This window comes from Lactobacillus paragasseri, from assembly GCF_003584685.1.
GTDB classification, from domain to species: domain Bacteria; phylum Bacillota; class Bacilli; order Lactobacillales; family Lactobacillaceae; genus Lactobacillus; species Lactobacillus paragasseri.
Map to the genome: position 1 here is coordinate 1,805,476 of NZ_AP018549.1, position 23,924 is coordinate 1,829,399.

General features: G+C 35.9%; 21 protein-coding genes and 1 other annotated feature. Of the genes, 7 read left to right on the forward strand and 14 right to left on the reverse strand.

What is annotated here, in order from left to right; translation table 11 throughout:
- The first annotated feature begins 21 nt into the window (after positions 1–21).
- The gene (locus tag LpgJCM5343_RS08815; RefSeq protein ID WP_003649910.1) at positions 22–705 is read left to right on the forward strand and encodes a gamma-glutamyl-gamma-aminobutyrate hydrolase family protein; all 684 of its coding nucleotides are present in this window, start codon (positions 22–24) and stop codon (positions 703–705) included.
- A gap of 50 nt (positions 706–755) precedes the next feature.
- Here the strand turns inward: LpgJCM5343_RS08815 and LpgJCM5343_RS08820 are convergent, their stop codons facing one another.
- From LpgJCM5343_RS08820 to LpgJCM5343_RS08830, 3 genes are all read right to left on the reverse strand, one after another.
- On the reverse strand, positions 756–2,357 hold the full coding sequence (locus tag LpgJCM5343_RS08820; protein ID WP_020807105.1) for an ATP-binding cassette domain-containing protein: 1,602 nt from the start codon (positions 2,355–2,357) through the stop codon (positions 756–758).
- A 19-nt stretch (positions 2,358–2,376) separates the two neighbouring features.
- Complete coding sequence (locus LpgJCM5343_RS08825) at positions 2,377–2,883, reverse strand: O-acetyl-ADP-ribose deacetylase (protein WP_077959509.1); 507 nt, start codon at positions 2,881–2,883, stop codon at positions 2,377–2,379.
- 105 nt (positions 2,884–2,988) lie between these two features.
- Positions 2,989–4,932, reverse strand: a complete 1,944-nt coding sequence (locus LpgJCM5343_RS08830; protein ID WP_077959510.1) for a sucrose-specific PTS transporter subunit IIBC — start codon at positions 4,930–4,932, stop codon at positions 2,989–2,991.
- Positions 4,933–5,168: 236 nt separating this feature from the next.
- Here LpgJCM5343_RS08830 and LpgJCM5343_RS08835 point away from each other — a divergent pair, with 236 nt between their 5' ends.
- Together LpgJCM5343_RS08835 and LpgJCM5343_RS08840 are read left to right on the forward strand one after the other, a co-directional pair.
- The gene (locus tag LpgJCM5343_RS08835) at positions 5,169–6,638 is read left to right on the forward strand and encodes a sucrose-6-phosphate hydrolase (protein WP_101891075.1); all 1,470 of its coding nucleotides are present in this window, start codon (positions 5,169–5,171) and stop codon (positions 6,636–6,638) included.
- Positions 6,639–6,648: 10 nt separating this feature from the next.
- Positions 6,649–7,635 carry a LacI family DNA-binding transcriptional regulator gene (locus LpgJCM5343_RS08840; RefSeq protein ID WP_003651800.1) on the forward strand — a complete coding sequence of 329 codons (987 nt, stop codon included), beginning with the start codon at positions 6,649–6,651 and terminating at the stop codon, positions 7,633–7,635.
- 39 nt (positions 7,636–7,674) lie between these two features.
- Here LpgJCM5343_RS08840 and LpgJCM5343_RS08845 read toward each other — a convergent pair whose 3' ends face one another.
- The gene (locus tag LpgJCM5343_RS08845) at positions 7,675–8,451 is read right to left on the reverse strand and encodes a tyrosine-protein phosphatase (protein ID WP_101891076.1); all 777 of its coding nucleotides are present in this window, start codon (positions 8,449–8,451) and stop codon (positions 7,675–7,677) included.
- A 216-nt stretch (positions 8,452–8,667) separates the two neighbouring features.
- On the opposite strand from LpgJCM5343_RS08845, the gene thiD reads away from it, so the two are divergent.
- The 3 genes from thiD (at position 8,668) to LpgJCM5343_RS08860 (ending at position 11,611) form a co-directional block, all read left to right on the forward strand.
- The gene (thiD, locus tag LpgJCM5343_RS08850; protein WP_101891077.1) at positions 8,668–9,486 is read left to right on the forward strand and encodes a bifunctional hydroxymethylpyrimidine kinase/phosphomethylpyrimidine kinase; all 819 of its coding nucleotides are present in this window, start codon (positions 8,668–8,670) and stop codon (positions 9,484–9,486) included.
- A gap of 72 nt (positions 9,487–9,558) precedes the next feature.
- Positions 9,559–10,242, forward strand: coding sequence for a type 1 glutamine amidotransferase (locus tag LpgJCM5343_RS08855; protein WP_035430244.1), 684 nt, complete (start codon positions 9,559–9,561; stop codon positions 10,240–10,242).
- Positions 10,223–11,611 carry an APC family permease gene (locus LpgJCM5343_RS08860; RefSeq protein WP_039157784.1) on the forward strand — a complete coding sequence of 463 codons (1,389 nt, stop codon included), beginning with the start codon at positions 10,223–10,225 and terminating at the stop codon, positions 11,609–11,611. Before LpgJCM5343_RS08855 ends, LpgJCM5343_RS08860 begins: the two co-directional genes overlap by 20 nt.
- Positions 11,612–11,671: 60 nt before the next feature.
- Here the strand turns inward: LpgJCM5343_RS08860 and LpgJCM5343_RS08865 are convergent, their stop codons facing one another.
- Complete coding sequence (locus LpgJCM5343_RS08865) at positions 11,672–12,565, reverse strand: DMT family transporter (protein ID WP_003651819.1); 894 nt, start codon at positions 12,563–12,565, stop codon at positions 11,672–11,674.
- A 116-nt stretch (positions 12,566–12,681) separates the two neighbouring features.
- Positions 12,682–12,922 (forward strand) — a binding site (T-box leader).
- Positions 12,923–12,982: 60 nt separating this feature from the next.
- Between LpgJCM5343_RS08865 and asnA the strand changes: the two genes are divergently transcribed.
- On the forward strand, positions 12,983–13,993 hold the full coding sequence (gene asnA, locus LpgJCM5343_RS08870) for an aspartate--ammonia ligase (protein ID WP_003651821.1): 1,011 nt from the start codon (positions 12,983–12,985) through the stop codon (positions 13,991–13,993).
- A gap of 28 nt (positions 13,994–14,021) precedes the next feature.
- Here asnA and LpgJCM5343_RS08875 read toward each other — a convergent pair whose 3' ends face one another.
- From LpgJCM5343_RS08875 to LpgJCM5343_RS08915, 9 genes are all read right to left on the reverse strand, one after another.
- Positions 14,022–15,242 carry a CPBP family intramembrane glutamic endopeptidase gene (locus tag LpgJCM5343_RS08875; RefSeq protein ID WP_101891078.1) on the reverse strand — a complete coding sequence of 407 codons (1,221 nt, stop codon included), beginning with the start codon at positions 15,240–15,242 and terminating at the stop codon, positions 14,022–14,024.
- A gap of 94 nt (positions 15,243–15,336) precedes the next feature.
- The gene (locus LpgJCM5343_RS08880) at positions 15,337–16,737 is read right to left on the reverse strand and encodes an APC family permease (protein WP_020807123.1); all 1,401 of its coding nucleotides are present in this window, start codon (positions 16,735–16,737) and stop codon (positions 15,337–15,339) included.
- 17 nt (positions 16,738–16,754) lie between these two features.
- Entirely contained in the window at positions 16,755–17,480 is a 726-nt protein-coding gene (locus tag LpgJCM5343_RS08885) for a gamma-glutamyl-gamma-aminobutyrate hydrolase family protein (RefSeq protein WP_003651826.1), read from the reverse strand.
- A gap of 161 nt (positions 17,481–17,641) precedes the next feature.
- Complete coding sequence (locus LpgJCM5343_RS08890; protein ID WP_113576217.1) at positions 17,642–19,024, reverse strand: amino acid permease; 1,383 nt, start codon at positions 19,022–19,024, stop codon at positions 17,642–17,644.
- Complete coding sequence (locus LpgJCM5343_RS08895) at positions 19,014–20,405, reverse strand: amino acid permease (RefSeq protein WP_020807126.1); 1,392 nt, start codon at positions 20,403–20,405, stop codon at positions 19,014–19,016. The genes LpgJCM5343_RS08890 and LpgJCM5343_RS08895 overlap by 11 nt, the downstream gene beginning before the upstream one ends.
- Before the next feature lie 157 nt (positions 20,406–20,562).
- Entirely contained in the window at positions 20,563–20,925 is a 363-nt protein-coding gene (locus tag LpgJCM5343_RS08900; protein WP_003649885.1) for a DUF956 family protein, read from the reverse strand.
- A gap of 62 nt (positions 20,926–20,987) precedes the next feature.
- Positions 20,988–21,917 (reverse strand): PTS system mannose/fructose/sorbose family transporter subunit IID, encoded by a 930-nt coding sequence (locus tag LpgJCM5343_RS08905; protein ID WP_003649884.1) that lies wholly within the window; start codon positions 21,915–21,917, stop codon positions 20,988–20,990.
- Between the two features lie 28 nt (positions 21,918–21,945).
- Complete coding sequence (locus LpgJCM5343_RS08910; protein WP_003649883.1) at positions 21,946–22,749, reverse strand: PTS mannose/fructose/sorbose transporter subunit IIC; 804 nt, start codon at positions 22,747–22,749, stop codon at positions 21,946–21,948.
- Between the two features lie 21 nt (positions 22,750–22,770).
- Positions 22,771–23,769, reverse strand: coding sequence for a PTS sugar transporter subunit IIB (locus tag LpgJCM5343_RS08915; protein WP_039157800.1), 999 nt, complete (start codon positions 23,767–23,769; stop codon positions 22,771–22,773).
- Between the last annotated feature and the right edge of the window lie 155 nt (positions 23,770–23,924).

The following is a 23,924-nucleotide window of genomic DNA, read 5'->3' on the forward strand; positions in this document are numbered from 1 at the left end:
CTTGTTAAAGGAGTAATTGTAATGAAAACTATTGGTATTACTGCAAGCATCAAAAACAATCAATTAGTCGTTGATCGTAGCATTATTGATACTGTTGTAAAGCTAGGTTATCTTCCGCTTGTTTTTGCTCCAGTGAGTTTAAAAACAATGCCATTACCTAACGTTAATTTTGATGCTTTAATTCTTAGCGATGGTCCTGATATTACACCAATTTTTTATAATGAAGAGCCACTTCCCGAACTCAGAGAAACGGATCCACACCGAGATCAGTTTGAATTAAATTTGATTAAAAATACTCATGATTCAAACCTCCCAATTCTAGGAATTGGGCGCGGGATGCAAATGTTAAACGTAGCCTTTAACGGAACGCTTTTCCAAGATATTTATGTTCAAAATTCTGGAGCAGGTATTCAGCATATCCAAAAGAATGATTTATCTTTAGAAAGTCATCATGTCAATGTAACTGAAGAAAGCGAACTTGCTAAGGCTGTTGGTACACATCCTTACGTGAACAGTAATCACCATCAAGCAATTAAGACAATTGCTAATAACTTTAATATTGTAGCAACTGCGCCTGATGGCATTATTGAAGCCATTGAATCAACTGACCAAACAATGCTAGGAATTCAATGGCGGCCTGATAAATTATTAGATGATCCAAAGCAAGAAAAGATCTTTACTAACTTTTTTGATAAATTGCAATAATAAAATAAGAGCTAGAGAAAAACATGATTCTCTAGCTCTTATTTTATTTACTAATCTTTTTTACCCTCACATAAATTCAAACGAACTATCTTATTAAACATTGCCTTTTCTTCAGGTGAAATCTTATGAGCAACTTCAATTACTGCTACATGAGGATTTTTTAATAACGTTTCATGGATTGCAAAAGATAAATTAGGATCTAGTGCACTTGTTGCTTCATCTGCTAGTAAAATTGGCCGGCCTGATAAGAGTGCCCGCGCAATTTCAATTCGTTGAATTTGACCACCAGACAAGCCGTTTCCGGCTTCGCCAACCTTATGATCTAGACCTTCTTTTTTTACTAATTCATCTAATCCTGCTAAATGAATAACCTTCTTTAGCTTCTCATCACTAACTTTTCTACCTAAAGTAATATTAAAGCGTAAGGTATCATCGAACATAAATGGTTTCTGGTTAACGTAAGAAAAGTAATTATGAGCCTTAGCCCAATCCCCAGTTACATTTTCTCCATTGATTAAAATTTTACCTTCTACTGGGCGCTTTAACCCTAACATTAATCGTAATAAAGTAGTCTTTCCCCAACCACTTGGAGCCATAAGTAAAATTTTTTCACCAGGCTTTACCTGTAAATTAACATCAGTAAAAATCGTATGCTTATCAGATTTAGTTTGATAAGCAAGATGTTCAACATCTAGTCCTTCAAACTTCTCTGGTTTTTCTGAGTTTTCAATTGCTTCATAGTTAAGAGCCTTTTGCGTCTTCTTCCACATTGGCACAGTAGATTTAACTTGATTAAATTCATTAAATAAAGTTACAACAGGCGTAATGAAGTTCATTGCTAAGTCAACCATCATAAATAGTGTACCCACGCTTAGGCTTCCCTGCATCATCATGATGCCACCAATTGTACATGGAATAATAAAGCAGAATAATTCTGCAGCAGAATAAATTAATTCTAGTGCCCAAGCTTGCGTTAAGTTCATATTACGCAAGGCATTTTCCATATTTTGAGCTGAATGCGTTGCTCTCACTACAATGTTATTTCTAACATTATATAGCTTAGCTGACTGGGCACCATTTAAAGAATCAGAAACATTTTGCGTATAGCTTGCATTGGTTTTGGCCCAAATTTTTGACTTTTTAGTAATAATTTTACTAGTAAAAATTTGCACAACTGCTGGAGCTGCCATTGCTACCACAAAAATAATCGTCATTTGCCATGAATTATACAAGGCAAAAGCTAATGAGCCAATGAAAGTTAAGCCTTGATAAATCATATCAAGTTGCGCTGTAATTCGATTAGTTTCAATTTGCTTTAAGTCGTTAGTCATAAGCGACAAACCATTTTTAATATCAGGATCACCTTGATCAACTAAATATTGCAAATTAGCCCGTTTAAAGACCATATTAACATCACGAATTATGCCCATTTTTACCCGCTCATAGATAAAATTACTCAGCATAAAGCAGAGCTGTCCTAAGGCAGTCAAAGCTGCTAAACGCACTAAATGCATTACATCTTTTGAATGTGATGATGCCACATTTAGCATAATTTTAATCATATAAGCTACAAATAAAATGTTACAAGCCTTGATCGCAGCTAAGATGGTAAAACAGATCACCTGACTTCGTCTTGCATATTTTAAGCTCATCTAAAACTCCTCACTTTAGTTAAGACGTTAGTTTATTATATATGGCTTTATTTTCTGAATCAAATACACAAAAATAGATCTTAATATTAAAATTTTGTTGTTTAAGCCAATTCTTGGTAGTTTCGACCGCAATTTTTGCAGCCTCTACTTTTGGATAACCATAAACGCCTGTTGAAATACACGAAAAAGCAATTGAATGAAGATTATATTGCTTAGCTAAGTTCAAACTATTTCGATAGCAAGCTGCTAATAACTCAGCATCTTTTTGAGCAAAATTAGGATTATACACAGGACCAACTGTGTGGATAACATATTTAGCAGGTAAGTTATAACCCTTAGTAATTTTAGCTTCTCCAGTATCACAGCCATGAAGTGTTCTACATTCTGCCAGTAATTCTGGACCAGCCGCACGGTGAATCGCACCATCTACTCCACCGCCACCTAAAAGCGTTCGATTAGCTGCATTGACGATTGCATCAACTTTTAATTTGGTGATATCTGCTTGAATTACTTGAAGATCATTCACTAACTCTCACCCTTTCTAATATTTCATATTTATATTTTATCTCATATACAAAAATAAGCTCATCCCCACACGGAAATGAGCTTATTTTGATTTAATCATCAATAATTATCTCTTAGTAACTGCGATTAAATCGTCGCCATGTTTCTTGTCTACGCCATCAATACGTTGAACATTTGCATAACTAGCTGTGTTAGTAATAACAGTCATAACAGTTGTGTCGTATCCTGCTTTCTTCACAGCATCTAAATCAACAGTTCCTAACTTTTCACCTTTTTCAACATGTTGGCCTTGTTTTACATCACTAGTAAAGCCTTCACCCTTCATGTTGACAGTGTCAATACCAATGTGAATCAAGACTTCTGCACCTTCATCAGACTTAATTCCGTAAGCATGCTTAGTTTCGTAAGCAACGGTGATTTCACCAGTGACTGGAGAATAGATAGTTCCTTCACTTGGAACCATAGCAGCACCCTTACCCATTGCTTCAGTTGAGAAGACTGGATCTTTAACATCTTTTAAGCTTTCTGCCTTACCTGAAACAGGTGCAACAATTACTTCATCATGTAATTCTTTATCTTCTTTGATAATTTGATCAGCCTTTTCTTGTTGTGCAACTTGATCACCAGCTGATTCAACAGTACCAGATTCTTCGACTACATCTTCTTTGAAGTGGCGCTTACCATATACAAAAGTTAAAGCAAAAGCAACAATGAAACTAATTGCTACTGAAAGTGCCCACATTGGAATGCTCTTTGGCACCATTGATAAGAAGCCAAGGAAACCAGCTGAACCAAGAGCAGCAGCAGTAACATGCATTAAGCCAGCAAAAGCGGCACCTACACCTGCACCAATTAAAGCACAGAAGAATGGGAACTTGTACTTCAAGTTAACACCAAACAATGCTGGTTCAGTAATACCCAGTAAGGCTGAAACACCAGATGAACTTGCTAAGCCCTTAACTTTTTCATTCTTAGTTAAGAAGTAAATCGCAAAAGTAGCAGCACCTTGTGCAACGTTAGCCATACATGCAGTAACAAAGATAAAGTCACCAGAACCACGGCCACGTGCATATTCAGCTAAAAGTTGAGTTTCAACTGCTGGGAAACTTTGGTGAAGACCGGTAGTAACAATTGCTGAGTAAGATAAACCAAAGATACCCATACCAAAGGCACCAGTTGTGTTATATAACCAAACAATTGCAGCAGTAATTGCATCTGACACACCTTTAAAGACTGGTCCAATAATTGTAAAAGTTAAGAAACCAGTAATCATGATTGAAAGAAGTGGTGTGAATGTGAAGTCAACTGCTGATGGTAACCACTTGTGGAATCTCTTTTCTAAGAAAGCCAAAAGCCAAACAGCTACTAAAACTGGGATAACTTGGTATTGGTAGTTAGTTTGAGAAACATGTAAACCAAAGATGTCCCAATATTTACCAGCCCCACCTAAAGCAGGCGTGGTCATAATCATACCAATAGTTGCACCTAAGAATTGGTTAGCTCCAAAACGTTTAGCTGCAGACATACCAACTAGGATAGGCATGAAAATAAATGGAGCAGCTGACATTACCTGAATGATCTCAGATAATCCCTTAACGTTAGGCGCCATTTGAACAACTGATTTTGCTCCGAATAAACCTGGAGAAGTTAAGAAGTTGTTCAAAGCCATTAACAAACCACCAGCTACTAAAGCTGGAATAATAGGAACAAAGATGTCAGACAAAAGTTTAATAAAGGCCATTACTGGATTAAACTTTTGATCCTTTTGAGCAACTTTCTTTAAGTCGTCAGTTGAAAGTTCTGATAGACCTGTCATTTTAATTAATTCATCGTAGACGTTGTTAACATCCCCAGGTCCTATAATAATTTGAAATTGACCATTAGTTTTGAAAGTTCCCTTGATATCTGGATCGCTATCAAGCATCTTCATATTTACTTTACTATCGTCTTTTAAGACTAAGCGTAGACGCGTAGCACAGTGAGCAGCGGCTACTAAGTTGTCGCGACCAACAGCTTCAATGACTGTTTCAGCAACTTTTTTGTGATCCATGTCTGTCTCCTCCTCAAAATTGTGTAAGCGTTTTAAATATTTTACATATATTATGATAGCGCATTCTAGTTTTATGTCAAGCGCTTATCACAAAAAATATCAGCATTTTGATACTTTCTTGCCATTTTCAAGGTATGTTATCAATGAAAGTGCTGCTATTCGTTTGACATACATAATATTTTTAGTTACTATCTCTATATAAGAATGCGTTTACATATTCAATGAGGTGAATAGTTATGGAATGGACAAGAGAACAACGTTATCGTAAATACAAAGATTGGGATGCACAGACCTTATTAGATCTCCAAGCTCAAGCAGCAACTTCCCCGTATCAGATGCACTATCATATCCATCCACTTTCAGGATTACTAAATGATCCTAATGGTTTTTCTTACTATAATGGCGAATATCATTTATTCTGCCAGTCATATCCTTTTGGTCCAGTTCACGGAGTTAAATCATGGATTCACTTTGCTTCTCCTGATCTAGTTCATTGGCATTATTTAGGACCCGCAATTGATCCCGATAGCGACTTAGACAATGCTGGAGCATATTCCGGCTCAGCAATGGAACATAACGGAAAACTTCTATTAATGTATACGGGTAATCACCGCGATGAAGACTGGACTAGAATTCCTTATCAAGTAATTGCCGAAATGGATGAAAATAATCACATTACTAAACCTGATAAGGCAGCAATCTTACCACCAGATCATGTTAGCGAACACTTCCGCGATCCACAATTATTTCAACATAATGGTAAGTATTATGTTTTACTTGGTGCTCAAGATGCTAAAACTAAGAGCGGTCATATTGATATTTATGAATCAGATGATCTTGAAACTTGGCATGAAAATGGTTATTTAGACTTGGGTAAAAACGAAATGGGCTACATGATTGAATGCCCTAACTTAGTTTTCGTTGACAACTACCCTGTTTTAATTTTTTGTCCTCAAGGTTTAGATAAATCAATTGCCGACTATCAAAATATTTATCCAAATATGTACTGGATTGGCAAAGATATTAACTTAAGTAAAGCCCAATTTACTCCGCTTCAAGATCATCCAGCTAATTTAGATGATGGCTTTGATGTATATGCCACACAAGCCTTTAATGCTCCAGATGGAAATGCTTATGCCATTTCTTGGGTAGGTTTACCCGACTGTACTTATCCAACTGATAAAGAAAATTGGGCTAATTGCTACAGCCAAGTTAAACGTTTAGAAATTAAAGATGGCGTGTTATATCAACATCCTGTAGACGCAATCAAAAATTTACGTCATAATGAAAAACAGCTCAATGATGAAAAAATAATTAGTCAAAAGGCCGGTAAACAATATGAATTAAAACTTCACTTAGCTGCTGGTCAAGCTGGAAAATTACATCTAGCTTCTAATGAGGATTTATCTGCAAGTTTAGTAGTTGACTTCAATACAGCTCAAGATGCTAAATTAACGATTGATCGTGCTTCAAGTGGTCCAGCTGTTAACCCAGATTACGGTGCAACTAGAACAATTGAACTTAATGCCAACCAAGACTTAGATCTAGATATTTTCGTAGATGGCTCATTATGCGAAATTTTCATCAATGATGGTCGCCATGTTGCAACTTTACGATTCTTTGCACCAAGCTCAAATCAAAAAATTACCTTTGACAAAGATACCAAGTACACAGGACGATTATGGAGCATGAATTCTATATTATAGGAAGATGACAATGGTTAAATTAACCGACGTAGCTGCTAAAGCAGGCTGTTCTGTAACTACCGTTTCACGAGTAATTAACAATTATGGCTATATTAGTCAAAAAACAAGAAAAAAAGTTCACGAGGCAATGAGAGAGCTGAACTATCAACCAAATTCTGTTGCCCGCTCTCTTCAGGGAAAGAAAACCAAACTTATTGGTTTAATTTTTCCAGATGTATCTAATCCATTTTTTGGTGAATTAGTTTCTAAAATTGAAGATCAATTATTTAATCATGGCTACAAGACGATCCTTTGCAATGCTGGCAGTGATACAGAGAAGGAACGTACCTATCTGCAAATGCTCATGGCTAATCAGGTAGATGGGATTATTGCTGGAGCTCATAATCTGGGCATTGAAGAATATCAAAGAACGGGTTTGCCAATCGTTTCGTTTGATCGTAAACTCTCAGATAACATTCCAATTGTTAGTGCCGATAACTTCAAGGGTGGCAGTTTAGCTACTCAAGAACTTTATAATCATGGTGCCCGTCATATTTATTTTGTAGGAAATCCAACTCTAGATGGGCATCCTACGCAAAAGAGATTGCTTGGCTACAAAGAAACAATCAAGGAATTGCAATTAACGGAACATATTCATCCAGTAATTTTTAATGAAACTCTTGCACTAAAAGAAATGGCAATTAAAGACTTACTGGAGAATCATAAAGTAGACGGGATCGTAGCATCTGACGACCTTACTGCTCTTTTGATCATGAATATTAGTCACGAATTAGGAATTAAAATTCCTAAAGATTTAAAGATTATTGGATTCGATGGAAGTAAAGTAGTACGTGATTTTGAACCACGTCTGTCTACAATTGTTCAACCTATTCCTTCAATTGCACAACTACTTGTTAAGCTTTTAGAAAAGCGAATCGACAATCCTACTGAAAAATTAGATAACTATACATACTACTTGCCAGTAGAATTACTTAAGCGCGAATCTAGCGGAAACTAAGAAAAAGACTTTAGACATTTTTAGTGTCTAAAGTCTTTTTTACTCCAAATACAATTTTCTAAAATCTTTCAAATCCTGCTTTGAAAAACCCAATTCCTTCGTAAAATAATTTTCAAAACCACCATACCCAGCATCAATTGTTTGCGTAATTCCTTTAACAGCCGTTCCCTCTCCTTCAGTAACATTCATTCGATTAACCATTTTAATCATCTCAGAATCACTTGGGAGCTGCTTTTTAAGGCCAAAAGTATACAACTCATTAGTTAATAAATAGTCGCGTGCAATGGTATGCTCGTCAATTCCAAGTCCTTTTAAAATTAGAGCTGTTGTCATCCCTGTACGGTCTTTTCCAGCACTGCAATGATAGACTAAGGCTTCATTTTCAGGCAAAGTAAGTAATGCTGCAAATACGCGTGCAAAAGCTTTTTGACTAGCTGGGCTCAAAATCACATTTTGATAAATCTCGCCTAAATAACTGTCAACTTTAGGAATGTGATGCAAAAAGCGATACAGCTTATGACTATCATTAACAAAATTACCACTGCTATCTTCCGCATAGACATGACAATCCCAAACTTCAACACCCTGCCATTTTCGATCTGGCGCCATTACTTGTTCATTGCTAGTCCTTAAATCACAGTCTACTGTGACATTCATTTTTGCTAATTTTTCTTCGTCGCGTTCAGTTAAGCTGCTTAATGAGTCAGAGCGATAAATTTTTCCCCACTTCACATGTTTACCTTCATTATTTTCATAGCCACCGATATCACGAAAATTTACAGTACCGTCAAAAGTAATTAAGCGATTATGTTCCATAGCTTCTCATCCTCTATCTTATTGTCTCTCATCTTATATTCTAGCTTATTTTCTTAAGGAATTAAGTATTTAAGACTTAGGCACTTACTTTATTTACAAAATCTCTAGCGATAGTTTTAGACATAAATACAGAACACTTTCACTTTGTTAGTTTCTTATCTATAATTAATAGTAATAATTTACCAGTAAATAACTTTCAAGGAGGATTGCACAATAATGTCAAATGAACACATAGAAGCTCTAACAATTGCTGGTCATGATAGTGATGGTAGCGCTGGGATGCCAGCTGACTTACATGCCTTTTACGCACGTGGCGTTTATGGTATGGGGCTCTTAACTGCTGCCGTTGCTGGAAATTCGCAAGGAATTTTTGCTCAACAATTAATGCCATTAGATTTTATTCAAAAGCAATTCGATGTCTTAAATGATGATTTCAAAATAAAGGCCGTTAAGACTGGAATGCTTGCTAATAAAGATATTATCGATGTAGTTGCTAAAAACTTAAAACATTATCAAATGCAAAATATTGTACTTGATCCAGTGATTATTACTAAACATGGTGCCACCCTTTTAGCAGATGATGCATACCAAGCATTTCTAAAAAAATTAGTACCACTTGCCACAATTATTACACCAAACTTTTTTGAAGCACAAAAGCTAACCGGTCTTGAATTGAAAAACGAGTCTGAAATCAAGCAAGGCGCTAAAATGTTACAAAAAATGGGTGCAAAAAATGTTTTAATTAAAGGCAGTCATCATAATGACAGACAACCAGAAGTTAAAGATTACTTACTGTTAGATGACGGCTCAGACGAATGGCTAACTAAACCTTACTTTAAGACTGATCGAGTTAACGGTACGGGGGATACTTTATCAGCAGTAATTGCAGCCGAACTTGCAAAGGGGAACAATGTAAAAACTGCGGTTAAAATTGCCAAAGATTTCACCTATGAAGCACTTTCACATCCCATTAACGTTGGTGCAAAATATGGTCCCATTAACCATCTAGCTGCTCAAGAAGAAATGAAACAATAATTTTTACTAACTATGATTTAAGACAATTTTAAGTTATACTTTGAACATACAATTTAAATAGGGATGATAATTATGGCAGATAAAACAATTAAAATTGCATACTTATATGAAGACTTAATGAATACTTATGGAGATTCAGGTGACGTCAAAGTAATTCGTTACTTACTTGACAAACAAGGCTATCAAACTGAAGTTGATAACATTTCTCTAGATGACAAATTCAATGCTAACGACTACGACTTTTTATTCTTTGGCGGCGGTCAAGACTTTGAACAAACTGTTGTAGCTAAAGATCTGCCACGTCATAAAGAAACAATTGAAAACTATATCAACGCTGGTAATCCAATGCTTTGTATCTGTGGTGGTTATCAATTAATGGGAGATTATTACAAGACTAATTCTGGGATTACAATCAAAGGCTTAGGTATTCTGCCCCTTCATACTGTTTTTAAGGCTGATAAGCGGATGATTGGCGATACTCGTTACATGACTGAATGGGGCGAAGTAAAGGCCTTTGAAAATCACTCTGGACAAACTTACTTTGATAATACTGATATGCTTCATCCTTTCGGCGAAATGATTGAAGGCTATGGTAATAACCCACAAGATAAAGTTGAAGGCTTACGTTACAAGAACTTTATTGGTTCATATTCTCACGGACCTTTGCTTCGAAATACAAATGTCGCAAATGCGATTGTTAAGATGATTCTAGAACGTCACAAGGAGCGTACTGCTAATGAAGTTGAATCCGTTTAGAAAAGAAAGCCTCAAGCGTTATTTGGGTACTGATAAGCACTTTGCCAAAACGCTTGGGGCTTTTGACTTATTAACTATCGGTATTGGCGCAGTTATTGGTACTGGAATTTTTATTTTACCAGGTACTGTTGCCGCTAAAGAAGCTGGCCCTGGTGTAACTTTATCATTTTTAGTTGCAGCTTTAGTTTGTACTCTAGCAAGTATGTGTTATGCGGAACTTTCCTCTAGCATCCCAGTCGCTGGCTCAGCCTATTCCTATGGAAATATTCTTTATGGAGAAGTCATTGGCTGGATTCTAGGCTGGGCACTGATTCTAGAATATATGCTATCCGTTGCGGCTGTTTCTGCTGGCTGGGCTTCTTATTTTAATTCGCTGCTCCATAGTTTTGGTTTACATATACCACATCATTTTGAAGGACCGTTTGATCCCCTAAATGGTACGTACCTAAATTTATGGGCGGTTATCAGTGTTTTATTAATTGGAATTTTACTCTCACGTGGAATGAAAACATCCATGAAATTTAATAATGCAGCAGTTTTAATTAAGATTGCTATTATATTTATATTCATTGGTGTTGGTTTATTTTTCATTAAACCGAAAAATTATCAACCTTTCACTCCCTATGGTACAACTGGTGTTTTACGTGGCGCTACAACGGTCTTTTTCGCCTTTCTAGGCTTTGACGTTGTTTCATCCTCAGCTGCCGAAGTTAAAAATCCTAAGAAAAATATGCCAATTGGAATCATTGGTACCTTAATTGTGGCAGCCCTTCTTTATATGGGAGTATCAGTTGTTTTAACTGGAATGGTAAACTACAAGCAGCTAGATGTAGCAAATCCCGTTGCCTACGCTTTAAAATTAGTTAACCAAGGCTGGGTAGCTGACCTCTTATCAATTGGAGCAATTGTGGGAATGAGTACAATGATGCTTACCATGATCTATTCAAGTTCACGTTTAATTTATTCTATTGGCCGTGATGGATTATTGCCAAATTTTTTAGGAAAAATTGATAAGCATGGCCTTCCAGAAAATGCTCTTTGGATTGTAACCATCGTTATTGCTTTAATGGGAGGGTTATTTTCACTAGAAGAACTTACTAGCTTAGTTTCAATTGGAACGTTACTTGCCTTTACTTTCGTATCTTTCGGCGTCATTTTATTGCGCAGAAGAAAAGATATTCCTGAAGGCGACTTTAAAGTCCCATTTTACCCAATAATTCCAATTCTTTCTGGCCTAGCCTGCATTGGAATGATGTGCTTTTTATCAGTTAAAACTTACATTTTTGCTGGTATTTGGTTCCTATTTGGATTATTTATTTACTGCGTTTATGGATATAAGCATAGCAAGATTAGTAAAAGAAATAATTAGTTAGCAAAAAAGCTTAGTTACTGCACAAATACGTGTGCTATCAAGTAACTAAGCTTTTTCTTATCTTTTATGTTTGGGTTCCCAGTTAAGGGCTAAAACGGCACAAATAATCATAATTGACCCAATCCAATCAATTGGCGCCATCACCAATCCAAAAATAATTACAGAACCAATTGTAGCTGAAACCGGCTCAAAAGCATCTAACAAACTAGCAGTTGATGGTTTAATATAGCGAAGCGAGCCCATCATCCATTGAAAAGGAATTAAGGTACCTATTACAATCACGCCAGCCATCAGCCAAAAAATATTAATATTGTTTGGAATCTTCGGCCATACAGGATGTGCAAGTGCCAAAGCTATTCCTGAAAAAAGTAATCCCCAACCTGTAACTACAAGACTTGAAGTATGATCAAGCAATCTACGTGGAATCAAAGTATTAGTAGCTACGCCGACTGCAGAAATAAGGCCCCAGAATAAGACTGATGGGGTCAAAGATAGTTGATTAAAATGACCATGTGTAGCTAAAAAGAAAACACCTAAAAAAGCGACGATAGCTGCAATAACATCTACTGCCCGCAATACTTGGTGTTCAAATACTACCATATAAAATAAGACAAAAAATGGCCCAATAAACTGTAAAACGGTCGCAACTGAAGCATTTGCCTGTTGAACCACGATAAAGTAACAATATTGCACAGGCAATAAACCTAATAACCCATAAGCAATAACGGTAATCGCATCTTTTTTATCAGTCATTGTTTTTAATGGCTTTTTTCCAGTTACCTGGGCAAAAATCAAAAGCAAAATTCCACTTAATACCATTCTTACCTGAGAAATCCAAATCGGCGTTATACTTGCACTGATATTAAAGAGTCCCTTAGCAAATAAACCCGAAATCCCCCAAAAAACACAAGCTAAAGCAGCTAAGCATGTCCATAATCTCTTTTTCGTCATATCTTTCCAACTTTCCTAATCTTATGCAAGACTCATCATAACATACTGCCAAAAAATTATCTTTTTCCTCTTGCTTTTTCAAAGTAAATCGATTTAAATATAATTAATATAAAAATTAAAAAGCAATGAAGAGACGAGTAGATAATTTTATTCTTTCAGTGAATTAGCGTTAGTGAGAAGCTAGTAGACCCTGAATTATCGAATAACACTTTTTCGCTGTGCTGCTAGCCTAAATTACAGTAAGCTACGCCGTCATCGGTACGTTATCAAGCCGAGGAGCATGATTGTGCTCTATTAAGCTGGTCTATTTTTAGACAATTTAGGTGGTACCGCGGAAAAAAGCCTTTCGTCCTGAGAACATCAGGAGTGAAGGGCTTTTTCTTTACTCTTAATATTTTTTCTAAGGAGTATATAATTATGACATTGATATTACCTAAGGACTACCAACCAAGTCTAACCATTCGTGATACTGAAGCCGCAATTGTTTTCATTAGAGAAACTTTTCAAGACAAAATTGCTGAAAAATTAAATGTTCAACGAATGTCAGCACCAATGTTTGTTGAAAAATCTACTGGATTAAACGACAACTTAAATGGTGTTGAACGCCCCGTTTCTTTTGATATGAAAGCTATGCCTAACGATACAATTGAAGTAGTTCATTCACTAGCCAAATGGAAACGTCTGGCACTTAAGCGCTACGGATTTGGAATGCATGAAGGTCTTTACACTAATATGAACGCAATTAGACGTGATGAAGATTTAGATAATTTCCACTCAATTTACGTAGACCAGTGGGATTGGGAAAAAATCATTTCCAAAGATGAGCGTAATATCGATACCTTAAAAGATACTGTTAAGCAAATCTTTAAAGCAATCAAAGAGACAGAAAAAGAAGTTGCAGCCCGCTACCCTAGCTCTACTTATCGTTTACCTAGCGAAATTACATTTATTACTACGCAAGAACTCGAAGACCGCTGGCCTGATTTAACACCTGATGAGCGTGAAGATAAAATTGCTAAAGAGAAAAAAGCTGTATTTTTAATGAAGATTGGAGATAAGCTAAAACGTAGTGGTAAGCCACATGATGGTCGCGCACCAGACTACGATGATTGGCAATTAAATGGTGACCTCTTATTTTGGTATGAACCTTTACAACGTAAATTAGAAATCTCTTCAATGGGAATTCGTGTCAGTGAAGAATCACTAAAAACGCAACTAAAAAAAGCCCATGCCGAAGAAAGAGCAGCTTTGCCATTTCATAAAATGCTTTTAAACGGAGAGCTTCCTTATACAATTGGCGGAGGAATCGGACAATCTCGTTTGTGCATGCTTTTACTCGGAAAAGCCCATATTGGAGAAGTTCAAGCTAGCATCTGGCCTCCAAAAATGATTGAAAAATGTGAAGCAGCTGGAATGCAAATGTTATAAAAAAGGAGTATCGGTTGATACTCCTTTTTTAATACATTAAATTATTAGTTACTGGTTGTAAGATACGCCTACTATTTTCCTGCATTACTAACTTTCGTTTTCCCGTAATCATCCACAAATAAATGCATACCGGAACGACTACTGAAATAATGGCAACTAACCATTCACCTGTGCTCCCATTCCAAGTACCAGGTTGATCTCCATTTTCTTGTAAAAAGATCAAAAAATCCATAAAGAAGTGCATCAACATTGTCAGCCATAATTTACCAGTATATAAATAAACAATCGCAAAAAACAATCCTATTCCAAATGCAAATGTAACTTGAGCAACAGTTGGTGCCAATTTTTGCCATCCCAAATTATCGAAATGAAGTAAGCCGAAAAACAAAGCACTGATAAAAATAGTTATTGGGACCTGCCATTTGCTCTTTCTCAAAGCATATAGCAATATGATAATCATTAAGTACCGATTCATTTCTTCCATTAACCCAGCTTCAGCTGCTTCGCTAAAACTATTTAGAGTAAACTTCATTGGATCAGCATGATAGGAAAAAAGGATAGAAAATAGATTATTACCCTGTCCACCAAATGCATTCCACAAAATATCAACAATCCCAAAAGCAATCAAAAAGACCAATACACTGTTAGAGAAATTAATTGATCTGTGGAATTTCAAATTGAAGTTAAAACTATAGCCCCATCCCTGTGCTAAAAAACAGCCTAAAATGATATAAGCTACGGCAGCCCAAAGACCAGTTGATATAATAGTATTAAAGAATTTATTTCCCGGGATATGACCTAATGTGCTAGCTTCCATTACATTTTCCATCATTAAAAAGACAAGAATTATGCGTGGAATAATCCAATTAACATCCCCAGCTATTGCGATGATAAAAGGCACTAACCATACTAAGCCGATTAGTAAAAAGACACTTGCTACTAAAATCCCCATTTGTGGCCAAGTTTTAGCTACTGCATTCATTAGTTCAATCCAGCCGCCTAAGGACAATAACGGCCAAAAGATAATCATCAACCAGCGATTAAAAGTATTAACTTTAGGTGGCTTTCTCTGCCAAAGAACTAGTAGTAACATCAAAACTAACACTGGCGAGAAAAAGATTAATAAAAATACTTCGTTATGTTGCACCCATAATTGATGTCTCAAACCTGGATTAAGATAGAGAAAAATATAAAAAATTATACTTAGGACTAATTCCGCAATTAATGCATAGCGTGCTTTTTCTTTCATGTGGTTTAACTTCTTCCTAGTATTACTAACATATTCTCTTCAGTATACAAAAAAGGACTACCTAAGCCAAACTGCCTAGTAGTCCTTTCTTAAATTATTTACTAGCCTTACGATCTTTTCTAGAGATAATGAACATAATTAATGGTAAAACAATAAATCCAAAAATCATCATTGCTATTGCATACCAATTAATTCCAGTTACTTGTCCACTTGCATTAACCACACCAAATTGTGCTTTCCAGTTATATTCAACTAATAAGAAAATAACTAAGACGATTGAAAGAATTGGAACAACAATATCAGTCCATATGTTCTTCTGGGCATCTAAGACAGGTTCTGCAGTCTTTCCACGATAAAATTGGATAACTGCTAACGGAACTACAATGAAGCCTAGAAAACGTACCATTGCACTTAATGTAATCAAGTTAACCATGTTATATTCAAATGCCATTGGAATTAAAATTGCAAGTAATACTGAAATAAAGAACGTTCTAATTGGAAAATTATTCTTGGTTCTCTTAGTTAAACTCTTTGAAAATTGGTTTTCACGCGCCATTGCTTCCAAGATTCTTGGTGCATTAAAGCTAGAAGCAACGTTAATACCAAACATTGAAATTAAAGCACCTACTAGAATAACATCCCTTAAAATCTCATTTTTAAAAATTGCTGCAATCGCTACAACCTGCTTAGTTGTCATCAAGGCCTTAGGATCAAGCACCATCGCAACTGCAACAACACCTATATAAACTATCGCAATTACGATGATTGCTAAGGGAATAGCACGTGGTAAATTCTTAGCTGGATTTTTCATATCCTCTGAACCAGAAGCAACGGATTCAAATCCAGTAAAGGCATAAAAAGCTGATACAATTGCCATTACAAAGCCTGTAGTAGTTAAAGTTGGCACAATCTTTTGACCATTTTGAGTAATTTGATCTACTTCATTTAAGTTGCTTGAAGCCCCAGTCATAATTAATAATACTACTCCAGCAACAATAATTAATACTAAGGCAGCTAACTTACCAAGTGTTGCTAAATTCATGACATACTTAACAACCTTTTGACCAAATAAGTTAATGATCGTAATAACAGCCATTAAGATCAAAAAGCCAATGGTCACACTCATCGTTTTGTTTGGATTACCACCAAAAATAGAAATTGTTGATTTGATAACTCCAACTGCCATAACACCCCAAGCTACACTTGCAGAAAAGTAACGTAAAATCCCCATATAGAAACCTACATTATTTCCAAAAGCTGCCTTTGAATATGCATAAGCAGCACCAGATTTAGTTACATATTTTGCAGCCGCCGCAAAAGAAACAGCTAAAATAGAAGCAAAAATTGCCGCTATAAAGTATACAATTAACGCTTTTGATCCAGCCTGTTGAACAACGCTACCTGGCGTCAAGAATATTCCTGAACCAATAATTGAATTAATGGCTAAAAGTACAATCGACCAAAAGCCTAATTTACTTGTTTCATTCTCATTCATCTATTATTAACTTCTCTCTACTCTCTTTTTGCATTATCAATAATATGTTTAAATAAGTTATTTTGATAAGAAACAACGCGGTGAAGCATTTCAGGATGCCATTGAACAGCAATCACTGAAGCATCTTTATTTTCAATTGCTTCTACTACTCCATCAACACAACGAGCTGAAACCTTAAACTCAGGTGCAACATCTTTAATTAATTGATGGTGAAAAGAATTTGTCTGTATTTTTTCTTTTCCCAACAATTCAGCAATCTTAGTTCCTGCAACTGTTTCAACAGTATGAGTAAGTAAAGTTGGCGTTTGTCCCTGATTGTGTTTTAAAGTTTTTCCTTTTCTATAGCTTAAGTCTTGGTATAACGTTCCCCCGTGATACACATTTATTATTTGCGCTCCACGACAAATTCCTAAAACAGGGACCCCGTTTTCTTCAGCTAACTTTAACAATAGCATGTCAAATTGATCTCGTTCAGGCCAAATATCTCCTAATTTTTGTTCTGGTTCTTCCTTATAATTATGAGGATCAACATCATGTCCACCAGATAAAATTAGACCCTGCACATTTAAAAGTTGTTCCTTAATCACTTCTTCATTTTCATTAAAGGGAATAATATAAGGAATTCCGCCATTCTGGATAACAGAATCAACATAATCTTCATTAACATAGCTACGACGATAACCTGGAAAAATACCACTATCATCAATGATTACAGAACCAGAAATGCCAATTATTGGTTTCATGTTGCACTCTCCTTTAACTTACTTTTTACCAGTTAGATTTAATTATAGAGTATATATTCTACTACGTAAATACCACAAGTTAAAATTAGCACTTTTTTCTCACAGTTCACTAATTTTTTGTTTCAATAAAAAAATCATCCTTTTACAGGATGATTTACAAGCTATTTTTTCTTTCGGTGCTTAATTGCATAAACAATTGCTGCTAATACTAGGACACCGGCTCCCACAGCAACAGAAACTCTAGTTTCTGGATTAATAAACATAAAAATAACGATTATTAGCAACATTACAAAGGCAAAATAATTTGAATATGGGTATAGCGGCAGCTTAAATGGATGTTTATTCATCAAATGAGCATTACTTTTTCTAAATTTTAATTCAGCAATCAAAATTACAAACCATGCTACCATCCCTGGTAAAACTGAAGAACTATAGACGATGACAAATAATTCTCCCATTGATTTATTCATTGTTGAGACAATTAGGTTTAAAACGAAGCCGAGTAAAATACCAACAGTAATACCAATAATTGCACGATCAGGAACAATATGCTTTGATAGCTTACCAAATATCTTTGGCGCTTCTCCTTCATGAGCCAATTTAAAGAGCATTCGACTAGAGGAATAGATTCCAGAATTTGCACCCGATAAGGCTGCTGTTAACACAACGAAATTGATAATCCCTGCCGCTGCTGTAATTCCGACCTTAGTAAAAGTTTCTACAAATGGTGACCCAATATTACTTAGCTGGTTCCATGGATAAATGGTGACAATAACAAAAATTGCTCCAACGTAAAAAATTAATATACGCCATAAAACAGACTTTACGCTCTTCACTATTGCTTCTTGCGGATTTGCAACTTCTCCAGCTGAAATTCCAATTAATTCTATTCCTTCATAAGAACCTGCAATAATTGCCATTGAAAAAAAGAAGCCTTTCATTCCACCCGTGAAGAAACCACCATGCGACCATAAATTACTAAAACCAAGTGGTTTTCCATGATTACCTACACCAAGTAAAATTACCAGCAAACCCAAAATAATCATTAATATAATTGTTACCACTTTAATCATTGCAAACCAAAATTCTAAAGCTCCATATGCTTTAGCACTAGCCAAGTTTGCTAATAGCAAGAAAGCAATAATAATGATACCCGACCAAAACACACTAACTTGGGGCCACCAAAATTTTAAGTATTCTGTAGCAGCGACAACTTCAGAAATACCAACAACAATGTACTGAAAAACATTGGCCCATTCTGCCAAATATCCGGCTAAAGGAGAAATATATTCTGTAGCATAATCAGCAAATGAACCTGTTCCAGGACTAACATAGAGCATTTCGCCAAGTGCCCGCATTACAATATATAAAATTAACCCCACAAACATATACGCTAATAATACTGAAGGTCCTGTCCATTTTATAGTTGAAGTTGATCCCATGAACAAGCCAACACCTATTGCCCCACCGAGAGAGAGCATTTCCATTTGGCCTGCAGTCATGGATCTTTTTAATTTAGGAGGATGATTTTTCTTATTTTCCATCAACACCATCCTTTCTATGACGAATCAGATATACAATTGTAGCTATAATTAATACCGCTGCTCCAACTAGTACAGAAATCCGAGTTTCTGGATTAATAAGCATAAATACTACAATAACAATTAACATTAAAAATGCGAAATAATTAGAAATAGGATATAGCGGCAACTTAAACGGATGATCAACTAGCAAATCTTGATTATTATGTCTAAATTTTAGTTCTGCAAGTAAAATTACAAACCATGGAATCATGCCTGGTAACACTGAGGACGAGAACACGATTACAAATAAATCCTGCGTAGATTTATTAATCGTAGCAGCAATCATATTTACAACAAATCCAATCAATATTCCCCCGGAAATACCTAAAATTGCATGATTAGGAACAATACGCTTGGATATATGACCAAATGTCTTAGGCGCATCCCCATCATGAGCTAATTTAAAGAGCATACGACTAGATGAATAAATTCCAGAATTTGCACCTGATAATGCGGCCGTCAAAACCACAAAATTAATGATACTTGCTGCTGCTGTAATTCCTACTTTGGCAAACGTAGTTACAAAAGGTGATCCAATACTGCTTAATTCATTCCATGGATAAATGGTAACAATGACAAAAATTGCTCCAACATAAAAAATTAGAATTCTCCATAAAACGGATTTGACGCTTTTTATGATTGCTTCTTGTGGATTAGCAACTTCACCAGCAGAAATTCCAAGTAATTCTATTCCTTCGTAAGAGCCAACGATAATTGACATTGAAAAGAAAAAGCCTTTTACGCCACCAGTAAAGAAACCACCATGTGACCATAAATTGCTAAAACCAGTTGGTTTTCCTCCATTACCTACACCAAAGAAAATCACAATGAAGCCCAAGATGATCATCAAAATAATAGTTACAACTTTGATCATAGCAAACCAAAATTCAAGAGAAGCATATGCTTTTGCACTTGCTAAATTTGCTAAAACTAGAAATAAAATGATAATTATTCCCGACCAAAAGACATTAACCTTGGGCCACCAAAATTTTAAATATTCAGTTGCCGCTACCACTTCAGACATTCCAACAACAATATATTCAAATACATTAGCCCACTCTGCTAGATAGCCAGCTAATGGATGCACATACTCAGTTGCATAATCAGCAAATGACCCAGTACCTGGATTTACATATAGCATTTCTCCTAAGGCACGCATTACAATGTATAAAATTAAGCCGACAAACATATACGCTAATAAAACGGATGGTCCCGTCCATTTTATTGTAGAGGTAGATCCCATAAATAATCCGACCCCAATTGCACCGCCCAAAGATATCATTTCCATTTGACCAGCAGTCATAGAACGCTTTAACTTCGGAATTGACTTTTTATTTCCCATTACTTAATGCCACTCCTATAAAAAAAACTAGCAGTCACTCGAGAGCTAGTTTTAAATATCAACAAATTGATTAATGTCATTTTAATACAGGTAAGCAGCAATTCCAAGAACTTTTTGACAAAAAATAAGGAACTCAGTCCTAAAACCAAGTTCCTTTTTAATTTCGTGTAAAATTACGTTTGATCTTTTGCCAAATTGTAAGAGCTCTTCTCATATTGTTTGCTGGAACATGCTTTCGAATAGCACGCAAAGTTGGCTTTACATGTCTTGCAGCAAAGATAAAACTACCATTTTTTTTAGTGCAAATCTTAAATCGTGGAATATATTTTCCACCAAAATATACATCTGCTACTACAACAGTTACTTCGTTCCAAGGAATCTGAACATAATCATTAGGATTGTTATCACTATAGAATTCGAATCCCTTGTCACCAACAAGAATTTTTCCATATGTAGGAATTCCTCTAAACCAAGTCGCAGTATCAACATATTCTGATTTTGTATTTAGTGATTGAACCATATAAAAACCTTTTCATATATAAGAAAAACGGTCTAGAGCAGACCGTCTTTTACTTATTATTGTTATAGTAAGCCAATTACGTGACCTAAAATACCAACAACGAAGATACCAATAATAATAACAATTGGTGAAACTTTCTTCTTTAGTAACCACATACATAAGAAAGTTAATAGCAATGCAGCAAGACCAGGAATTAAACTATCTAAGTTTTGTTGCAAAGTTGTTTCCTTAATTTTATCTAAGGCCATACCATTACCTAAATTATATTCAGATAATGCTTTGTGAATACCTTCTGCTCCCTTTGGAAGAGCGTTCCAATCGATGTAAGCACCCTTTTGAAGTGGAACACTTGAAACAACTGGCTTAAAGTTAATCGTTACCCAACGTTCAATTAAGGCACCGATAACAAACATACCCATCATTGAGGCACCACGAGTGATCTTTTGTAATAAACCACCTGAAGCATCTTCAGTAATCTTAGTACCAGCTTTGTAACCCATTTCTTGAGTGTACCATAAGAATGCCATACGAATTACATTCCATAATACAAAGAATAAGATAGGACCTAAGATGTTTCCGCTCAAAGCAAGTGAAGCACCTAATGATCCAATAATAGGACGAACTGTGTACCAGAATACAGGATCACCAACACCAGCTAAAGGACCCATCATACCAACTTTAACACCTTGAATGGCGGTGTTATCAACATCAGCACCATTAGCCTTATCCTCTTCTAGAGCAAGAGTAACACCAATAATAGGTGATGCTAAGTAAGGGTGTGTGTTAAAGAATTCCAAGTGTCTCTTTAATGCAAGAGATAAATCCTTCTTTTCTGGATACAATTTTCTTAAGGCTGGGATTAAACTGTATGCCCAACCACCGTTTTGCATTCTTTCATAGTTCCATGAACCTTGAAGGAAAGTAGAACGCCACCAAACCTTAATACGATCTGATTTACTTAAAGTTAATTTCTTTTTTGCAGTTTCAGTCATTTATAATTAGCCTCCTCTCGCTCAAATTTTAATAGTCATCCAGGATGTCGCCCAATGGGTCGCCTGAACCAGAATTAGAGTTATTATTGTTTCCACCCTTAGAACCTTCAAGAGCAAGGTACATAATAGCAAGTGAAATACCAATACCACCAAGAGCGATCAAAGTTAATTCCTTAACAGCTGCTAAACAGAAACCAATAATGAAGAATGGCCATACTTCACGGCTAGCCATCATATTAATAACCATTGCGTAACCTACGGCAACAACCATACCACCACCAATGGTCATACCTTCGTTCAACCATGCAGGCATTGCGTTTAAGCCAGCCCGAACAACGGAAGCAGGAATGGCAAGTAATAAAGCTGCTGGAATAGCAATTCTTAAACCTTGTAAAGCAACAGCAATCATTTGCCAACGATCAATAGCTTTCCAGTTAGCTTCTTCTGCTTTTCTATCCATAATATGAACAATAGCAACTGAAATAGTACGAACTAACATAGTTAAGAATAATCCAGCAACAGCCAATGGAATAGCAATACCAATAGCAGTACCAATACCCTTTTGTCCTTGTCCACCTTGTACCAAAATAATAGTTGAAGCAACAGATGCTAAAGCAGCATCAGGCGCAACAGCAGCACCAATATTAGCCCAACCTAAAGCAATCATTTGTAGTGAACCGCCAAGAATAATACCTATAGTTAAGTTACCAGTAACTAAACCAATTAAAGTACATGCCACTAGAGGTTGATGGAATTGGAATTCGTCAAGAATCCCTCCCATACCTGCAAAGAAGGCAACGATCACTACCAGAATCATCTGAATAGCATTCATTTATAAAAATCCCCCTATAATTTATTTCTTTTCATCAACTAATTTTTGAGCTTTTTCCAAAAGTTCATCCATATTTTGCTTACCATCAGAAGGAACTTTACGGACATCAAACTTAACGCCCAAATCTTTTAATTTTTTATATGTATCAATATCTTTTTGATCCATTGCCAAAACAGTATTGACATTAACTTTACCATCGCTATAAGCCATGGAACCGATATTCAATTCTTTGATATCCATTCCACCTTCAATAGCTTTAAGCGCGTCTTCTGGATTTTCAAATAAAATTAATGCTTTAGTATTTCCAAACCGTGGATCTTTTACTACTTTAAGCATTTTATCGATTGGAACAACGTTTGCAGGTACACCAGCTGGAGCGGCTTCCTTAATCATTGTCTTACGAATTTTATCCTTAGCAACATTATCTGAAACAACAATAATCCGATTTGGATTCATTGCTTTAGTCCAACCAGTTGCAACTTGACCATGAAGAAGACGTGAATCGATTCTAGCTAAAACATATTTAATGTGGCCATCACCGATAACAGTGCCTTCTGGAATTGCACCTTGTGGCTGTGCGTCAGAACTAGAAGCTGATTTAGCAGTAGTCTCTTTAGGCATAAGAGATTCAGGTTGCGTCTTAATTCCATCACGACCTGGCTTAACAATGGCTTTGGCAATATCATGGGCATTATCACTTCCCATTCTTTGACCTAAAGCTTCAATAACCATTGGTAAGTTCATACCAGAAACAATAGCCCAAGTATCTTCATGTTCTTTAACAAGATTGTTTGCTTGGTTAAATGGCGTACCTCCCCATAAATCGATCAAAAACAAGACTTGGTCTTGATCATCAAAAGAAGCAACCGCCTTTTCCATCTTAGCTCTAATATCATCAGGACCTTCATCCGGCTTCAAAATCACATGAGCAAGATTTTCTTGCTTACCGAAAATCATCTCAGCAGATTGAAAAATTCCATCAGCAAAGCCACCGTGACTAGCTAGGACAATTCCTACCATTTGATTTCCCCCTTAATCAAAATATCTTCACGAATACTTTATAGCGGAATAAATGTATACGTTTACTTTTAATATCATACCATTTTTTTGCTGAAAATGCTTGCATAATAGCAAAAAAATTCAAAAAATAATATCTATACAGAATAAAAAAAGAG